The 15,992-nt window shown below is 59.4% G+C and carries 17 protein-coding genes; 5 read left to right on the top strand and 12 right to left on the bottom strand.

Annotation, left to right across the window (positions count from 1 at the left end; all coding sequences use genetic code 11):
• Positions 1-36 precede the first annotated feature (36 nt).
• Positions 37-1,542 carry an exopolyphosphatase gene (gene ppx / locus EAO82_RS20580; protein WP_096345928.1) on the top strand — a complete coding sequence of 502 codons (1,506 nt, stop codon included), beginning with the start codon at positions 37-39 and terminating at the stop codon, positions 1,540-1,542.
• Here the strand turns inward: ppx and ppk1 are convergent.
• The 3 genes from ppk1 to EAO82_RS20565 all read right to left on the bottom strand — a co-directional run bounded on the left by ppk1 (position 1,521) and on the right by EAO82_RS20565 (position 6,060).
• On the bottom strand, positions 1,521-3,716 hold the full coding sequence (gene ppk1 / locus EAO82_RS20575) for a polyphosphate kinase 1 (RefSeq protein WP_096345927.1): 2,196 nt from the start codon (positions 3,714-3,716) through the stop codon (positions 1,521-1,523). The genes ppx and ppk1 overlap by 22 nt on opposite strands.
• Positions 3,717-3,746: 30 nt before the next feature.
• Positions 3,747-4,760 carry a porphobilinogen synthase gene (hemB, locus tag EAO82_RS20570; protein WP_096345926.1) on the bottom strand — a complete coding sequence of 338 codons (1,014 nt, stop codon included), beginning with the start codon at positions 4,758-4,760 and terminating at the stop codon, positions 3,747-3,749.
• Positions 4,761-4,827: 67 nt separating this feature from the next.
• Positions 4,828-6,060: a GGDEF domain-containing protein gene (locus EAO82_RS20565; RefSeq protein WP_174959077.1), complete on the bottom strand. Its 1,233-nt coding sequence runs from the start codon at positions 6,058-6,060 to the stop codon at positions 4,828-4,830.
• A gap of 231 nt (positions 6,061-6,291) precedes the next feature.
• Between EAO82_RS20565 and EAO82_RS20560 the strand changes: the two genes are divergently transcribed.
• Positions 6,292-6,858 carry a DUF6436 domain-containing protein gene (locus tag EAO82_RS20560; protein WP_143520287.1) on the top strand — a complete coding sequence of 189 codons (567 nt, stop codon included), beginning with the start codon at positions 6,292-6,294 and terminating at the stop codon, positions 6,856-6,858.
• A 38-nt stretch (positions 6,859-6,896) separates the two neighbouring features.
• On the opposite strand, the gene EAO82_RS20555 is transcribed toward EAO82_RS20560, so the two are convergent.
• Positions 6,897-7,343: a YaiI/YqxD family protein gene (locus tag EAO82_RS20555; protein WP_096345923.1), complete on the bottom strand. Its 447-nt coding sequence runs from the start codon at positions 7,341-7,343 to the stop codon at positions 6,897-6,899.
• A gap of 58 nt (positions 7,344-7,401) precedes the next feature.
• Between EAO82_RS20555 and EAO82_RS20550 the strand changes: the two genes are divergently transcribed.
• Positions 7,402-8,160 (top strand): SDR family NAD(P)-dependent oxidoreductase, encoded by a 759-nt coding sequence (locus EAO82_RS20550; RefSeq protein WP_096345922.1) that lies wholly within the window; start codon positions 7,402-7,404, stop codon positions 8,158-8,160.
• 12 nt (positions 8,161-8,172) lie between these two features.
• Here EAO82_RS20550 and EAO82_RS20545 read toward each other — a convergent pair whose 3' ends face one another.
• Positions 8,173-10,107, bottom strand: a complete 1,935-nt coding sequence (locus EAO82_RS20545) for an ATP-binding cassette domain-containing protein (protein WP_096345921.1) — start codon at positions 10,105-10,107, stop codon at positions 8,173-8,175.
• A 66-nt stretch (positions 10,108-10,173) separates the two neighbouring features.
• Here EAO82_RS20545 and EAO82_RS20540 point away from each other — a divergent pair, with 66 nt between their 5' ends.
• Complete coding sequence (locus EAO82_RS20540) at positions 10,174-10,671, top strand: TIGR02444 family protein (protein ID WP_096345920.1); 498 nt, start codon at positions 10,174-10,176, stop codon at positions 10,669-10,671.
• Here EAO82_RS20540 and EAO82_RS20535 read toward each other — a convergent pair.
• The 7 genes from EAO82_RS20535 to EAO82_RS20505 form a co-directional block, all read right to left on the bottom strand.
• Positions 10,655-11,173 carry a hypothetical protein gene (locus EAO82_RS20535; protein WP_096345919.1) on the bottom strand — a complete coding sequence of 173 codons (519 nt, stop codon included), beginning with the start codon at positions 11,171-11,173 and terminating at the stop codon, positions 10,655-10,657. The two genes, EAO82_RS20540 and EAO82_RS20535, sit on opposite strands and share 17 nt — an antisense overlap.
• Positions 11,174-11,190: 17 nt before the next feature.
• Positions 11,191-11,664, bottom strand: coding sequence for a sigma D regulator (rsd, locus tag EAO82_RS20530; RefSeq protein WP_096345918.1), 474 nt, complete (start codon positions 11,662-11,664; stop codon positions 11,191-11,193).
• 107 nt (positions 11,665-11,771) lie between these two features.
• Positions 11,772-12,302: a DUF3833 domain-containing protein gene (locus EAO82_RS20525; protein ID WP_096345917.1), complete on the bottom strand. Its 531-nt coding sequence runs from the start codon at positions 12,300-12,302 to the stop codon at positions 11,772-11,774.
• Between the two features lie 14 nt (positions 12,303-12,316).
• Positions 12,317-12,832, bottom strand: a complete 516-nt coding sequence (locus tag EAO82_RS20520; protein WP_096345916.1) for a disulfide bond formation protein B — start codon at positions 12,830-12,832, stop codon at positions 12,317-12,319.
• A 165-nt stretch (positions 12,833-12,997) separates the two neighbouring features.
• Positions 12,998-13,495 carry a protein-export chaperone SecB gene (gene secB / locus EAO82_RS20515; protein ID WP_096345915.1) on the bottom strand — a complete coding sequence of 166 codons (498 nt, stop codon included), beginning with the start codon at positions 13,493-13,495 and terminating at the stop codon, positions 12,998-13,000.
• A gap of 51 nt (positions 13,496-13,546) precedes the next feature.
• A complete protein-coding gene (grxC, locus tag EAO82_RS20510; RefSeq protein ID WP_096345914.1) occupies positions 13,547-13,804 on the bottom strand; it encodes a glutaredoxin 3 in 258 nt (85 codons plus the stop codon).
• Position 13,805: 1 nt separating this feature from the next.
• On the bottom strand, positions 13,806-14,240 hold the full coding sequence (locus EAO82_RS20505; protein ID WP_096345913.1) for a rhodanese-like domain-containing protein: 435 nt from the start codon (positions 14,238-14,240) through the stop codon (positions 13,806-13,808).
• A 200-nt stretch (positions 14,241-14,440) separates the two neighbouring features.
• Between EAO82_RS20505 and gpmI the strand changes: the two genes are divergently transcribed.
• Entirely contained in the window at positions 14,441-15,979 is a 1,539-nt protein-coding gene (gene gpmI / locus EAO82_RS20500; RefSeq protein WP_096345912.1) for a 2,3-bisphosphoglycerate-independent phosphoglycerate mutase, read from the top strand.
• The last annotated feature ends 13 nt before the right edge of the window (positions 15,980-15,992 follow it).

Here is a 15,992-nt window from a genome sequence, read left to right as displayed (position 1 = left end):
GTTAGAATTCGCACAAACACCTCACGAGGCGGGCGCATGGTGCAAAGAAAACAGGCTGATTTTCCCTTGGTGGCTGCAATTGACCTGGGGTCAAACAGCTTCCATATGGTGCTGGCCAAAGTCGACCATGGCGAAATACGTATCCTTGAGCGTCTGGGTGAGAAGGTGCAACTGGCGGCCGGCCTGAATGATCAGGGCGAGCTCAGCGAAGAGGCGATGCAGCGGGGAATTGATTGCCTGCGACGTTTTGCCCAGCTGACCAACGGCCTGCCTGATGGCGCGGTGCGCATCGTTGGCACCAATGCACTGCGTGAAGCCCGCAACAGGGCGCAGTTCATGCGCCAGGTGCGGCAAATCATCGGTCACCGCGTGGATGTGGTCTCCGGTCGTGAGGAAGCCCGCCTTATCTATCTTGGCGTCTCGCACACCCAGGCCGATGACGCGGGCAAACGGCTGGTGGTCGATATCGGCGGGGGCAGCACCGAGTTCATTGTTGGCGAGCGTTTCGAGTCGATTCTGCGCGAGAGTTTGCAGATGGGCTGCGTGTCCTTTACCCGGCGTTATTTCCCTGATGGCAAGGTCACTCCCGGCCGTTATGCGCAGGCTTATACAGCGGCGCGCCTGGAGCTGATGCAAATTGAACAGGCCATTCAGCGCCTTGGCTGGCAGGAAGCGGTGGGTGCCTCGGGCACCATTCGTACCATCCGTCAGTGCGTGCAATCCGGCGGACGCACGCAGGACGAACTGACCCCCGAAGGCCTGGGTTGGCTGAAGCGCAAGCTGTTTAAAGCCGGCCAGGTCGATAAGCTGGATATCCCCGGCCTCAAGCCTGACCGCAAACCGATTTTGCCGGCGGGTCTGGCGATTCTCGAAGCCATTGTCGACGCCCTGGGCGTTCAGGTGATGAGTCACTCCGACGGCGCGCTGCGCGAGGGTGTGCTTTACGATCTGCTCGGCCGACATCAGCACGAGGACGTACGCGAGCGCACCCTGAGCGCGCTGATGGAGCGCTGCCACGTGGATCTGGAACAGGCGGCAAGGGTCGAGAGCAAGGCGCTAAGCCTGTTCGGCAAGGCCGCCGCGAACTGGAACCTGGATGACGACAAGCACGCCAATATGCTCTGCTGGGCCGCGCGGGTCCACGAGGTGGGTCTGGATATTGCGCACAGCCAGTATCACAAGCACGGCGCCTATCTGATTGAGCACGCCGATCTGGCCGGGTTCTCCCGCCAGGAACAACAGGCCTTGGCGTTGCTGGTATGGGGACACCGGCGCAACCTGCCGAGCGCCGAGCGTTTATCCGAGATGGGTGATGAGGCCATCACCCTGCTGCGCCTGTGCATGCTGCTGCGCCTGGCGATTTTGTATCACCATATTCGCGGCAACCAGGATATGCCTGAGCTTCAGGTTCAGGCGGGTGACAACTTTCTGGAAATTCACTTCCCCGAGGGTTGGCTTGATGCCAATCCCCTGACCCAGGCTGACTTCGCTCAGGAAGCGCAGTTCTGGGCCAAGGCCAATTACACGTTGACGGTGCGCTGAGGTAGGCCGACCAGCTTTTCCAGCAGCGCGCTCTGTGCGCTGCGGGCAAGCTGATTGCCAGTCGGACTGCTGCGCACGTAGGTACCGTCAGTCTGCAATATCCAGCTCTGGGTATTGTCTGTCATGAACACCTGCAGTTCCTGCTTGGCGCGGGTGATCAGCTTTTTGCCTTCCAGCGGGAAACAGGTCTCCACGCGCTTGTCGAGGTTGCGCTCCATCATGTCGGCACTGGACATCCACACCTGCTCCTGACCGTCATTGAGGAAGTAGTAGACTCGGCTGTGTTCCAGAAAGCGGCCGATGATCGAACGCACGTTGATGTTGTGCGACACGCCTGGGACGCCCGGGCGCAGGCAGCACATGCCGCGGATGATCAGATCGATCTTCACGCCTGCCTGCGAGGCCTTGTAAAGCGCCTTGATGATCTTCGCATCGGTCAGTGCGTTGGCCTTGGCAATGATATGCGCTGGCCTGCCGGCCTGCGCCGTCAGCGTTTCGCGGTTGATCAGTTCGAGCAGGCGTTTCTTCAAGGTGAAGGGCGCCTGCAGCAGTTTCTTCATGCGCAGCGTCTTGCCCATGCCGATCAACTGGTTGAACAGCTTGTGCACATCTTCAGTCAGCGCCAGGTCCGAGGTCAGAATGCTGTAGTCGGTGTACAGGCGCGCGTTGCCGGCGTGGTAGTTGCCGGTGCCCATGTGTACATAGCGCTTGAGGATCTTGTCCTCGCGCCGCAGGATCAGCATCATCTTGGCGTGGGTCTTGAAGCCGACCACGCCATAAATGACCACGGCGCCGGCCTGCTGCAGGCGGCTGGCCAGTTGCAGGTTGGATTCCTCGTCAAAGCGCGCACGCAATTCGATCACCACCGTGACTTCCTTGCCGTTTCTCGCCGCTTCGACCAGGGCGTTGACGATTTCCGAGTTGGCGCCGGTGCGGTACAGCGTCTGCTTGATCGCCAGCACGTTGGTGTCCTGCGCGGCCTGACGCAGCAGATCGACCACCGGACTGAAGGACTCATAAGGGTGCAGCAGCAGGATGTCCTGCTTGCTGATCGCCTGGAACAGGGTGTCAGCGCTGGACAGCAGCTTCGGAATACCGGGGCTGAAGCTCGGGAATTGCAGGTCGGCATGATTTTCCAAGCCAGTAATCGAGAACAGCCGGGTCAGGTTTACCGGGCCCTTTACTTCATACAGCTCGGATTCGTTCAGGCCGAACTGCTTGAGCAGAAAGTCGGTCAGCGGCTTGGGGCAGTTGTCGGCCACCTCCAGGCGTACGGCGTCGCCGTAACGACGCGACAACAGCTCGCCGCGCAGTGCGCGCGCCAGGTCGTCCACTTCATCCGGGTCAACGATCAAATCGGCGTTACGCGTCAGCCGGAACTGGTAACAGCCCAAAACTTTCATGCCGGGGAACAGGTCGTCCGCGTGGGCGTGAATCATCGATGACAGAAAGACGAAGTTGTCGCCGCCAGAGCAGAGTTCATCAGGCATGCGGATCAGCCGCGGCAGTGAGCGCGGGGCCGGGATAATCGCCAGGCCGGAATCGCGACCAAAAGCGTCGGTGCCCTCCAGCTGCACAATGAAGTTCAGACTCTTGTTTACCAACAAGGGGAAGGGGTGCGTGGGATCCAGGCCGATGGGGCTGATGATGGGCGCGACTTCCTGGCGGAAATAGCGGCGCACCCAGAGTGTCTGCTTGTGCGTCCACTGGTGGCGGCGTACGAAGCGAATGCCTTTCTCTGCCAGTTGCGGCAAAAGCATGTCGTTGAGCAGCGCGTATTGACGAGTGATCTGCTGATGGGCGATCTCGCTGATCTTGCTCAACACCTGCTGCGGCTGAAGTCCGTCGGGGCCGGTCTGCTCGCGGGCAAAGGTGATCTGTTTCTTCAGGCCGGCCACGCGGATCTCGAAGAACTCGTCAATATTGCTGGAAAAAATCAGCAAAAATTTCAGGCGTTCAAGCAATGGGTAGGATTCATCCAGAGCCTGCTCGAGCACACGAATATTGAACTGCAGCTGCGAAAGCTCGCGATGAATGTACAGTTCAGGAACGTTGATGTCCGCCGCGTGCACCGGCGGATCGCTCAAGACAGGTGGCGCTGGCGCTTCCTCGATCCCGCTTTCGGTCTCGGGAATCTCGGCCAGTTCTTCGCGCACGGATGTAACCTCTTGCATGAGTACCTCAAAAAGAATGTCGGAATAAGTCTAGCCGCGTTCCTGCAACTGACGGGCGGCGGTTTTTGCATAATAAGTCAGGATGGCATCGGCACCGGCTCGCTTGAATGCGGTCAGGGATTCGAGAATCACCGCTTCGCTGAGCCAGCCGTTGGCAATGGCGGCCTGATGCATCGCGTATTCACCACTGACCTGATAGACGAAGGTCGGTACCTTGAAGGTACTTTTCACCCGATGAACGATATCCAGGTAAGGCATGCCGGGCTTGATCATCACCATGTCGGCTCCCTCTGAGAGGTCGCTCGCGACCTCGTGCAGGGCTTCGTCGGTATTGCCGGGATCCATCTGGTAGGTCGATTTGTTGCTCTTGCCCAGATTGCCGGCAGAGCCCACGGCGTCGCGGAACGGCCCGTAGTAGGCGCTGGCGTATTTCGCCGAGTAAGCCAGAATACGTGTATTGACGTGGCCGGCTTCTTCCAGCGCCCGGCGCATGGCGCCCACCCGGCCGTCCATCATGTCCGAGGGTGCGACTATGTCGGCACCGGCTTCAGCATGGGACAGCGTCTGCTTCACCAGCGCCTCGATGGTGATGTCGTTCAGCACGTAGCCTTGCTCGTCGATGATGCCGTCCTGCCCGTGGGTGGTGAATGGATCCAGGGCCACGTCGGTGATCACCCCCAGTTGCGGGAAGGCCGCTTTCAACGCCCGCGTGGCGCGCTGGGCCAGGCCTTCAGGGTTCCAGGCTTCGGCGCCATCAAGCGACTTGCAGTCCAGCGGCGTTACCGGGAACAGCGCCACCGCCGGTATACCCAGCTCAACCAGTTCAGCAGCCTCTTCGAGCAGCAAGTCGATGGACAGGCGTTCGATGCCGGGCATAGAGGCGATGGCCTCGCGCTGCTGGCTACCCTCGAGAACAAATACCGGATAGATAAGATCATCCACGCTCAAGCGGTTTTCCCGCACTAGGCGGCGAGAAAAATCATCACGACGCAGGCGGCGCAGACGGCTGTTGGGAAACTGGCGGTGGACTGAATCAAAACTCACTGGAACTCCTCGGGCACGAAGCAGCCAGGCGAATCGCCTTTTCTACCAAGTCCCTATCTGATTGACGTTATACGTCCAGATTATGACGGAATTGCGACAGCAAGCGTAATGCCATTTCATCCTTGGGCGCGGTTCCGGGGTGTCGAGCCAGCTCCACGCGGTTACGCCCGAGCGCTTTCGCCTGATATAAAGCGGCGTCAGCGGCGCCGAGCAGAATGTCGAAAACATAGCCTTGTTGGTCGGAGCAGGCGACACCCAGGCTGATGCTTAATTGCACCGGGGTATCCTCGGCGTGCCATGGCTGGTTGCACAGACCCAGGCGGATACGTTCGGCTACCTGTGTCGCACTGTCGGTATCCAGGCCGGGAAGAATCAGAATAAATTCTTCACCACCGTAACGACCGAGCAAATCGTTGGCGCGTAGATGCTGGCGTATCCGTGCGACCATATGACACAGCACGGCATCGCCGGTCTGATGACCGAATTCATCATTGATACGCTTGAAATGGTCCGCATCGAGCATGATCAGCGTCACCGGGAGTTTGGTCTCGCTGGCCTTGCTCAAGATTTGCAAAGCCTGCTCATATAGACTGCGCCGGTTCAGGGTGCCGGTCAGAGCATCCCTTTCAGACAGACGGTGCAAGGCCATGGCGGTGCGATAGTGGGTCATCAGGATAAAGCCACTGGCCAAGCCAATCTGCGCGACCATGGCTCCCAGTAAAGTCGCGCTTTGCAGTGGGTTGTTGCTGATTGCCACCGTGGGCGACAGGCTGCTCAGGCTGGCAATCGCGCGTAGAGTCAGGCCCAGACCGCAGAAGAGCGCAACACCGCCGGCCAGCCAGTAGCCTGTACGCAGGGGTTGTTCGGCAGGGATCAGCAGTTCGCGGGCGCAGAGCAGGCTCATGGTCGCCAGCACGATAGAAGCGATGCCCAGCCGGGCGGTAAGGCTGTCGAAATGGAAGCGGAATATCCATAGCAGCAGCATCACCAGCAACGCCGCTAGAATAGGCCCGGCTTGAGGCTGGCTGGTGCCTTTGAATGCGCGCACACCGAGCCAGGTCACGCCTATGCCCAGGGTCATCAAACCGTTGGCGAGCACGACGGAGAGGCTGTGGTGGATGTGATCCTGGTTGACGTTCATCAGCAGGCCGAGCATCAATGCGAAGTTGCCCATGGCCCAATGGCGCAGGCCCTTCTCGCTGCCGGCATGCCAGGCAGCAATTGACAGCAACAGGGTCATGCTCAGGGTGACCAGAGACAGGGCAACACCTAGGGTCTTTAGATCAAGTTCGCCGAGCATTGGAGGGTTTCTTCCTTGTCCGGCCGAGTAGGTGCCGGATCCCTTGCTTGCCTTACAACAGGGTTGTGCGACCAGCATACCTGCGAAGAATTGCTCGCGGAAGCACTGCTTTCGCGTGATGCGGCAAGTTGTGGAAAGGTTTGCAGAAAGACATTTAATAACGAAAATAAATTGAACAACAAGCCATGAATGTATAATTGAACGGCAAGTTATTCTGCTATCGAGGTATTTTTGCAGACACAATCAGCGTTCCGGATCTGGCTTAAGCGCACGGTAATTGGCGCTTTGCTGTTGATCTGGATTCTCGGCCTGGCCTGGGCGTTCTGGTGGTATGAGGCGCACTATCTCAAGGCCTTTGAGCGGCCGGCCTATTTTGGCGCTGAAGCGGTGGCGCCACCGTTCGAACCCGGTCAGGTTCAGGTGCTGCATGTGTGGCAGAGCGGGTGTCCATGTAATGGCGGGCATCAAGGCTATGTTGATGAGATGACTCAGCGTTTTGGTAGTCAGGGAGTGCAGTTCGCACGCTCTGGCCAGAACTCGGCGCAGACGCTGCCAGGGGTGTTGAAAACGCTACCGTTCTGGCCTATGCCTGATGCCTGGGCAAGCTGGCCCGGCGCGCCCTCCGTCGCGATCTGGGATGCCGCCGGGAAGCTCGCCTATGTCGGCCCCTATAGTGATGGCGCGCAATGCAGTCAGGCCAGCAGTTTTATCGAGCCGGTGATCAGCGCGTTGTTGGCTGGCCGCCGGGTTAATATCCTCAATCAGGATACCGTTTCATGTCTGTGTGACATCCAATGAGGCTCTTGCAAATGAGCTGCGGTGCGCTTGAGTCGAGGCTAGAGGTTGGCCAGCAAGCGATCCAGCGAGTTGGCAAAGGCCTGCTTGTCCTTGTCGTTGTAGGGTGCGGGGCCGCTGCGGCCGGCCAGGCCGGCGCCGCGCAGTTCGTCCATCAGGTTGCGCACTGCCAGGCGTTCGCCCACGTTGGCTTTGTTATACACCTCGCCACGCGGGTTGATTGCGGTGACCTTGCGTTCGACCAGGCCCGCGGCCAGCGGGATGTCGGCGGTAATGACCAAATCGCCGGGCACTGAATGGTCGATGATGTATTGGTCGGCCACATCGGCGCCGCTGGAGACCGTAACCTGGCGGATGCCAGGGCCGGGCGGCAGCGCTTGTGGGCTGTTGGCGACCAGTACCAGTTCAATTTGCCGGCGCCGGGCCGCCCGCACGACGATATCGCGTACGGGGCGGGGGCAGGCATCAGCATCAATCCAAAGCGTCATGGCGGGCGGTTCCACAGAGCAAAAGGGTAGTTTCCCCCAAAGCGCAGGAGGTTGCAGCATGGATTTGGGTTTTGCGCCGGATCGACCGGCCTGCATTGTTGTCGCCGGTGCCAGTCGCGGCATTGGTTGGGCGTTGGTGCAGCAGCTGCTGTTGCGTACGGACGTCGGTCAGATCTTTGCGTTAGCGCGAAGCGCACCTCAGGGCGGTTGGCCGAATGACTCAAGGTTGATCCCGCTGCTCGGTGACCTGGCTGACGAGCCAGCCCTGGAGGCCTTGGCAGCCAATGTGGCGGAGCGCTGTAGCCGGCTGGATATGTTGGTCAATACCGTGGGTTTTCTGCATGAGGATCAGGGGCAGCAGCCGGAAAAATCCCTGCGCCAGGTATCCCTCAGCGCATTGCAGCGCAGCTTCACTATCAACGCGGGAATTCCGATTTTGCTCGCCAAGGCCTTCTTGCCACTGCTGCGCGGCAAGCACCGCTGCATCTTTGCCTCGCTGTCGGCGCGGGTGGGGTCCATCGGTGACAACCGTCTGGGCGGTTGGTATGCCTACCGCGCCAGCAAGGCAGCGCAGAACATGCTGCTGCGCACCTTCGCCGTGGAGTGGCAACGGTTGAACCGCCAGGGAATTTGTCTGCTGTTGCACCCCGGCACCACCGATACCGAGCTGTCGCGACCTTTTCAGGCGAATGTGCCGGAGGGCAAGCTGTTCACCGCCGACTTCGTCGCCGAACGATTGCTGGCGGTGATGGCGGAACGGGTCCCTGAAGATACTGGCCAGTTCTACGCCTGGGACGGCAAGCTTATTCCCTGGTGACAAGCTGGGCTCTCAAGCCCTGTCGCACGCGTCTTCCGCTTCAGCCATGGCTTCCAGCTCTTCGTTACTCTCGAGCCAGCGTTCTTCCAGTTGCTCGATCAGTTGTTTGCTGGCGGCCTGACGAGCCAGCAGCGCTTTGAGCTGGTCCTTGTTGTCCTGACTATAGATATCGGCATCGGCTAGGGCGGTCTCGATCTCGCCGAGTTCGGCCTGGGCCTTGCTCATTTCTTTCTCCAGCTTGTCGATGCTTTTCTTTAGCGGTGCCAGCCGCTGACGCTGTTCGGCCGCCAGGCGGCGCTGCGTCTTGGCATCTACCCGCTCCGGCTCCGCACCCGCATCGCCGGCGTTGGCGGCTTTGATTTCGTCCGCCTGTTGCTGGCGGAAGCGCGCCAGCCAGCGCGTGTAGGTATCCAGGTCGTCTTCGTAAGTCTCAAGTCGGCCGTCGGCGACCAGCCAGAGTTCGTCCGTTGTGTCGCGGATCAACGCGCGGTCGTGGGAGACCAACAGCATGGCACCCTCAAATTGCTGCAGCGCCAGCGTCAGCGCGTGGCGCATTTCCATATCCAGGTGGTTGGTCGGCTCGTCCAGCAACAGCAGGTTGGGTTTCTGCCAGGCGATCAAAGCCAGGGCCAGGCGGGCTTTCTCGCCACCGGAGAAGTTCAGCACCGGCTCTTCGGCGCGCGCACCATGGAAGTCAAAGCCGCCGAGGAAATTACGCAGTGCCTGCTCACGCTCCTGCGGCGCGATGCGGGCCAGGTGAAGCAGCGGGCTGGCTTTGGGGTCCAGGCTGTCGAGCTGATGTTGGGCAAAATAACCGATGGCCAGATGCTCCCCGGTTTTCATTTCACCGCTTTGCAATGCCAGGCTGCCGGCCAGGGTCTTGATCAGGGTTGATTTGCCGGCACCATTCGGGCCCAGCACGCCAATCCGCGCGCCGGGAACCAGTTGCAATTTGACCTGCTCCAGGATGGCCTTATCGCCATAGCCAAGCTGGCCGTGGTGCAGATCTATCAGGGGGCTGGACTGGCTGTCGGCCTCGCGAAAGCTGAACGAAAAAGGTGAATCCATATGCGCCGGGCCGATGTTTTCCATGCGCTCCAGGGCTTTCAGGCGGCTTTGCGCCTGCTTGGCCTTGCTTGCCTGGGCACGGAAGCGGGCAATGTACTTCTGCATATGTTCGCGTTGCGCTTGCTGCTTTTCGAACGCGGCCTGTTGCTGGCCAAGACGCTCGGCACGGGTACGCTCGAATTGCGTGTAGCCACCGCGGTACAGGGTCAGCTTGCGTGCTTCCACGTGCACGATGTGCTCTACCACCGCATCGAGGAAATCGCGGTCGTGAGAGATAAGCAACAAGGTGCCCTGATAGGCCCGCAACCAGTCTTCCAGCCAGAGAATCGCATCCAGATCCAGGTGGTTGGTCGGTTCATCGAGAAGCAGCAGGTCAGATGGGCACATCAGTGCCTGCGCCAGGTTCAGGCGCATGCGCCAGCCGCCGGAAAAATCCCCTACCTTGGCTTCACATTGTTCGCTGCTGAAGCCCAGGCCGGCAAGCAAAGTGCGCGCGCGGCTGTCCGCACTGAAGCCATCATGCGCTTCCAGTTCGGCATACAAAGTGCCGAGCTCTGCCGCCAACTGCTGATCTTCCGCGTCAGCCAGGCGCTGCTGAATGTCACGCAGGCGCGCGTCGCCATCCAGCACATAGTCCACGGCAACTCGGTCAAGGTTGTCGATCTCCTGCTGCATGTGCGAAATACGCCAGTCCGGGGGCAGACTGCAGTCGCCTGCGTCGGGGCTCAGTTCGCCGCGCAGCAGGGCAAACAGGCTGGATTTGCCGGCACCGTTGGTGCCCAGCAAGCCCGCTTTCTGGCCGGGATGCAGGGTGAGGTCAGCGTTCTCCAGCAAGCGCAGCGGGCCACGTTGGAGTGTCAGGGATTCGATCTTGATCATGGGGGCGGAGTATATCAGTGCCCAGGCTACTGTGCGTGTTCATCAGCTCGGGTTAAGCTGTAATCTATGACCAAGACTGCTTTGACGTTGACCGATCATGTGCACAGGCTATACCCGTTGCCGGGTGTCGAGCCGATACTGCTGCGTCTGCAGGACGAGTACGGGCTGGACGTGTTACTGCTGTTGGTCGGCTGTTGGCTGGCCGGGCGCGGGCAACCCGTGGAAGGTACAGATTGGACGAGTATTTGCGCCGAGCAACGGCCGGCGCATCAGCGGGTGATCATGCACTTGCGCGCGGCACGCAGAGCAGTGGCCGAGCATGATCGCGATACCGAGCTGTACTCCATGATCAAAGCCTGCGAGCAGGCCGCCGAGTGGCAGCAGTTGGAGCGCTTGGGAGTGTTCTGCGAAGGGATGGGCGTGGTGCTCAGTGATCCCGTGAGCCCCGACGCGCAATTGTTTGCCAGCTGCGAGGCTCAAGGGGTTGAGGTAAGTGCGTCAGTGAGCCGCTTGCTCGCCGAACTGGCCGGGCTGGTGACCCGGCAGATCAGGATGAAGCGCTAGCCGAGTCAGCCGTTGCAGGTTTTTTGCGGCGGGCAGTGTTGCCAGGCTTGCGATTTCTGACCCGAGCTGGCGCCGGCGGTTTGCCGCGTTTCTCGATCGCCTGCGCAGCCTGGCCTTCGATTCTTTCCAGGCCTTTACCAATGCGCAGCGTCTGCTGAATATCGTTCTGCAGTTGACGAGTGTAGTCTTCCGCCGCAGTGCGCGAGGTCTGTAGCTCACTCAACGCCTGTTGCAGGGCGCTCAATTTGGTCTGGCTTTTCTCCAGCGACTTGGCGTCATTGCCGTTGGCTTGGCGTGAGCCTAGTTTTTCTTCCGCTTCAGCGATTTTTTCCAGCAGCTTTTCATGCTGCCGATTGAGCTTTTCCAGCGCCTTGCGAGCGTCTTTTTCGGCTTGCTGGCAGGCTTCTCCCAGATGTTCATTGAGGGTGCGGGTCAGGGTCTGCAATAAGTGCAGTGGAGTGGTTACCTTGGCGGCCTGCTTGCTGGGTTTGCTGTCTTTCAAAAGGTGACTCCGTTAAATTACAAAGCGCTGAGCATGTCTTGGTGAGCGGTGTGCAAGACCTCAATCAGACAGTCTTCCAGCTCAAAACGTTCGTGCAGCAAGCCGCCGAGGTGGCGCAGGCGTTCCTGCATCAGCGTCTCGTCTACGCCTGTTGCGGACTCGCCATACTGATCATTGAATTGGATCGCGGTCTGGGTGATCGTCTCGATGCGCGGATAAAGCTGTTTGGCCAGTTGAATGCCGCCCAGATCGTTGAATTCTTCTGCCTCACGAATGAGCTGTTCGTATACTTCGAAATGCCCGGCGGAGGTGTAATCGACGAGGACGTCGCAGAAGGATTCCAGGTCCGTGTCGGGGCTGCTTGCCGGTACGGCCCGGTCGCGCAGTGCGGTATATTCGGAAACCAGTTGCTTGCGTTCCGCGAGCCAGCGGTCAATCAGTTTGTGTACACCGCCCCAACGTTCCTGAGCTGTTGTGCAACTGTCCAGCATGGTCCACCTCTGCGTTCTGTTTGCCATTAAGGCAGGGACGGCCAGGCCTGTTCTGCCTGGCCTGCTCCCTCGTGGAATAACAGCATAGGCCAGGCAAGGGCGCCGCATCAAGGCTTATAGAAGTTCAGGGTGACCTGGCCCAATTCCACGCCCCATTTGGACATGCTGGCGCGGTTGAGCATCACGCGATCGTCAATCAGATACATCCAGTCGTCGAAGTCTACCAACCAGGTACTGTCGTCTACTTTCAGCTTTAGAGTGTATTTCCAGTGAAAGGCATTGCCTGCCACCACGCCTACCGCCTCGCCCTCAACATCATCAGCGGTACCGCGCCAGGTGCCATCGGGTTGCTGGATCAAGGTCCAGACGCGACGCTCTTTGGTTCCATCGGAATAGGTAAAATGCTCGTCAAGAACGCCGGTATCGCCGTCCCAGGTGCCGGTCATTTGAACATGGAAGCGTCGTGCAACTTCGCCATTGCGCTTCTGGAACATGCCCCAGGCTTCCAGCTCTCCGTTGAAATAGTCCTGCAGTCTGAGCTCGGGCTTTTCGCTGGCGTAGTGGTCCACCTCGGGGCCAGCGCAAGCGGTCAGCGTCAGCACGCAGGCGATCAGCAGCAGTTTCAGTGCATGGGTCATTTTCCCTCTCCAGGTCAGTCGGTGCTGCGAAACAGTTGGACCAGGCCGAACAGACTCAGGCCAATAAACGCCAGTAGAGTACCTTCGGCGATGCTCAGGCCGAGAAATGTCCAGTCAACCTTGGCGCAGTCGGCAGTGCCACTGAACAGCAAGCCGAGGATTTCCTGCAGGGGCAACACGTCGACCATGTAGTCCAGGCTGGGCAGGCACGAGGGCAACTGATCCGCAGGTTGATGTTGCAACCAGACCTGCCTACCAGCCACGGCGGCGCCGAGCACGGAGAATAGCGTAAGCACAAATGCATAGACTCTGGCTGCCGGCCGGCGACCCTCGGCCAGTTTCGGTAGTGGATTATGCAGAACGGCAATCAGTGCGATTAGCCCCACCAGAATCACCAGCACGCGCTGAATGATACACAGCGGGCAAGGCACCAGGCCGAGCACGTGCTCCATATAGAGTGCGATCACCATCAAGGTGGTGCAGAAAATAACGGCGAGCAAATAGAAAGGTCGTGAAGCGGGCAGGGCCATGATATGTCCGTCTGTTCAAGGGCAAGCGGCTTACCTTAGAACAAGGTGCCGTGGCTGACAAGCAGGCTTGAGGGCTGGGTTGTAACGAATACTGGTAACGAACATGGGTAACAAATAAGAATGCCAGCAGTAGATGCCCGGCCGGGGTGGCCGGGCGTTACCATATCAGGCGTTACCGGCGGCTTCTTCGGTGCGGCGCTGCTCGGCCTGAGCGAACAGGGCATCAAAGTTGACCGGGGACAGCATCAGCGGAGGGAAGCTGCCGCGCAGTACCAGGTTGTCGATCGCTTCGCGGGCGTAAGGAAACAGAATGTTCGGGCAGAACGCGCCGAGGGTGTGGCGCATGCCTGCCTCATCCAGTCCGTTAATCGCAAAAATGCCGGCCTGCTGCACTTCGGCGATGAAGCTCACATCGTCTTCACCGTTGGTGACCGTAGCGGAGAGGCTCAGCACGACTTCGTGAATGCCTTCCTGCAACTGGGTATGGCGGGTGTTCAGGTCCAGATTGACCTGAGGGTTCCATTTGGCCTGAAAAATTGCCGGTGATTTCGGCGACTCAAATGACAAGTCCTTGACGTAGATACGCTGCAAGCTGAACTGAACCTGTGGCGAGTTGCCTTGGGCGCCGTTGGCGGCTTGGCTGTTCTGGTTTTCTTCGGCCATGGTGAGGTCCTTGTATGTTGTGGTCTTGTTAGGGGGTGAAAGGCCGAGTGCTTAGCTGGCCAACATCTTGGCAAGCTTGCCTGAGCGTTCCAGGGTCATGAGCTCATCGCAGCCGCCCACGTAGGTGTCGCCAATCCAGATCTGCGGCACCGAGGTTCGGCCGCCAGCCAGACGCGTCATTTCCGCACGCACTTTCGGTTGGCCATCTACCGAAATCTCTTTGTAGTCGGCACCTTTGGCAGCCAACAGCTGCTTGGCACGAATGCAGAAGGGGCAGTATTTGCTGCTGTATATAATTACATCTGACATATTATTTCACCAGCGGCAGGTTGTCCGCACGCCAGCCAGCAATGCCGCCTGAAAGACGGTTGACGTTGCTGTGCCCGGCGGCTTTGAGTTGTTTTGAGCAAGGCCCGGAATGCTGGCCATTGGCGCAGACCAGCAGTATTGGCCGGTCTTTGTACTTGTCCAGTTCGCTGAGGCGTTTGGTCATCGTATCTGACGGAATATTCAGCGAATCGACAATATGACCTGCGGCGTAATCCTTCTTCGAGCGGATATCCACGACCACTGCGTTTTCGCGATTGATCAGCGTGGTGGCCTGCTGAGTGCTGACGCTCTTGCCACCCTTGCGGCCTTCGGTAATAACCAGCAGCGTCATCACGACCAGAAAGGCCAGCGCCAGCAGATAGTGATTGCCAAGAAACTCGGCCATTTGGGCAAAAAAGTCTAAAACGCGTTGCATGGGGATGCTTCCGGATCGATAAAGTGCGCCAGTATACACAGCCGGACGCAGTGGCAGAACCTTCCGGGCGCAATGCGGGTCGAAGATGCACGCATGACAGGCACCAGTCGGCAAAGTAAACTGTGCCGACACGCTTGTCAGGCGCCACAAGGTCCCGGCGCCGCCAGCAGTCAACCCTCCAATCGGTGAGTTAATCCGTTATGACAGCAATCCCGAAACCCCTGGTTCTGATGATTCTGGATGGCTTTGGCCACAGTGAGTCGCCCGAGTCCAACGCCATCATGGCCGCCAATACCCCGGTCTGGGATCGCCTTTGGGCGCATTCGCCGCACACGCTGGTATCGGGTTCGGGAATGGATGTGGGCTTGCCCGATGGGCAGATGGGCAATTCCGAAGTGGGGCACATGAACCTGGGTGCCGGGCGTGTGGTGTACCAGGACTTTACCCGGGTAACCAAGGCGATTGCCGATGGTGATTTTTTCACCAATCCAGAGCTTTGCCAGGCCGTGGACAAGGCCGTGGCCAAGGGGCGCGCCGTTCATATTATGGGGCTGTTGTCGCCGGGCGGTGTGCATAGTCATGAAGAGCACCTGGTGGCGATGGTCGATCTGGCGGTGCGCCGCGGCGCAAAAACCGTGCTGGTACATGCCTTTCTTGACGGCCGCGACACGCCGCCAAAAAGCGCGCAGCCTTCGTTGCGGTTGCTTGAAGATGCCTATGCGCGTCTGGGTGCCGGACGTACGGCGAGTCTGGTTGGCCGCTATTTCGCCATGGATCGCGACAACCGCTGGGACCGGGTCGAGCAGGCTTACGACGTTATTGTCGATTCCAAGGCTGAATACAGTGCTGCAAATGCGGCCGATGCGCTGCTGGCAGCTTACGAGCGCGGTGAAAGTGATGAGTTCGTCAAGGCTACACGCATCGGCGCAGCCGAGCCGGTGCAGGATGGCGACGCGGTGATTTTCATGAACTTCCGTGCCGACCGCGCCCGCGAGCTGACCCGGGCGTTTGTCGAGCCTGGTTTCAGTGGTTTTGCCCGCGCCCGCCAGCCGCAGCTGGCGGGCTTCGTCATGTTGACGCAATACGCCGCGGATATTCCCGCGCCCTGCGCTTATCCGCCGGCGTCGCTGGACAACGTGCTTGGCGAATACCTGGCCAAGCAGGGCAAGACCCAGCTGCGTATTGCCGAAACGGAAAAGTACGCCCACGTGACCTTCTTCTTTTCTGGTGGGCGGGAAGAACCCTTCGAGGGTGAGGAGCGCATCCTTATCCCGTCGCCGCAGGTAGCCACCTATGACCTGCAGCCAGAGATGAGTGCGCCGGAAGTGACTGACCGTATGATCGAAGCAATCGATCAACAGCGCTATGACGTGATCATCGTCAATTACGCGAATGGCGACATGGTTGGCCATACCGGTGATTTTGCTGCGGCGGTGAAAGCAGTCGAATGCCTGGATGAATGTGTGCGCCGGGTTACCGAGGCGCTCGCGCGGGTCGGCGGTGAAGTGTTGATCACCGCCGATCACGGTAATGTCGAGCAGATGTCCGATGACCACACCGGCCAGGCCCATACGGCGCACACCTGTGAGCCCGTGCCTTTCGTCTACTTCGGTCCGCGGCGGGTAAGCATGCGCGAGGGTGGTATCCTTTCCGATGTAGCGCCGACCATGCTTGCTCTGCTGGGCCTGGAGCAACCAGAGCAGATGTCGGGCAGGTCGATCATTACGCTTGAATCCTGATTCCCCAATCATC

Source organism: Halopseudomonas pelagia (assembly GCF_009497895.1).
GTDB classification, from domain to species: Bacteria; Pseudomonadota; Gammaproteobacteria; order Pseudomonadales; family Pseudomonadaceae; genus Halopseudomonas; species Halopseudomonas pelagia_A.
Note: the sequence above shows the minus strand (reverse complement) of the source record. Positions and strands in the feature narration are given on the sequence as shown.

Bases quoted from the DNA above. Each gene is read 5' to 3' on its own strand.
- rsd (WP_096345918.1), bottom strand. From the start codon at position 11,664: ATGCTGGACAGTTGCACAACAGCTCAGGAACGTTGGGGCGGTGTACAC.
- ppx (WP_096345928.1), top strand. From the start codon at position 37: ATGGTGCAAAGAAAACAGGCTGATTTTCCCTTGGTGGCTGCAATTGAC.
- EAO82_RS20505 (WP_096345913.1), bottom strand. From the start codon at position 14,240: ATGCAACGCGTTTTAGACTTTTTTGCCCAAATGGCCGAGTTTCTTGGC.
- gpmI (WP_096345912.1), top strand. From the start codon at position 14,441: ATGACAGCAATCCCGAAACCCCTGGTTCTGATGATTCTGGATGGCTTT.
- EAO82_RS20565 (WP_174959077.1), bottom strand. From the start codon at position 6,060: ATGCTCGGCGAACTTGATCTAAAGACCCTAGGTGTTGCCCTGTCTCTG.
- EAO82_RS20540 (WP_096345920.1), top strand. From the start codon at position 10,174: ATGACCAAGACTGCTTTGACGTTGACCGATCATGTGCACAGGCTATAC.
- secB (WP_096345915.1), bottom strand. From the start codon at position 13,495: ATGGCCGAAGAAAACCAGAACAGCCAAGCCGCCAACGGCGCCCAAGGC.
- EAO82_RS20520 (WP_096345916.1), bottom strand. From the start codon at position 12,832: ATGGCCCTGCCCGCTTCACGACCTTTCTATTTGCTCGCCGTTATTTTC.
- EAO82_RS20550 (WP_096345922.1), top strand. From the start codon at position 7,402: ATGGATTTGGGTTTTGCGCCGGATCGACCGGCCTGCATTGTTGTCGCC.
- EAO82_RS20555 (WP_096345923.1), bottom strand. From the start codon at position 7,343: ATGACGCTTTGGATTGATGCTGATGCCTGCCCCCGCCCCGTACGCGAT.
- EAO82_RS20525 (WP_096345917.1), bottom strand. From the start codon at position 12,302: ATGACCCATGCACTGAAACTGCTGCTGATCGCCTGCGTGCTGACGCTG.
- ppk1 (WP_096345927.1), bottom strand. From the start codon at position 3,716: ATGCAAGAGGTTACATCCGTGCGCGAAGAACTGGCCGAGATTCCCGAG.
- EAO82_RS20545 (WP_096345921.1), bottom strand. From the start codon at position 10,107: ATGATCAAGATCGAATCCCTGACACTCCAACGTGGCCCGCTGCGCTTG.
- grxC (WP_096345914.1), bottom strand. From the start codon at position 13,804: ATGTCAGATGTAATTATATACAGCAGCAAATACTGCCCCTTCTGCATT.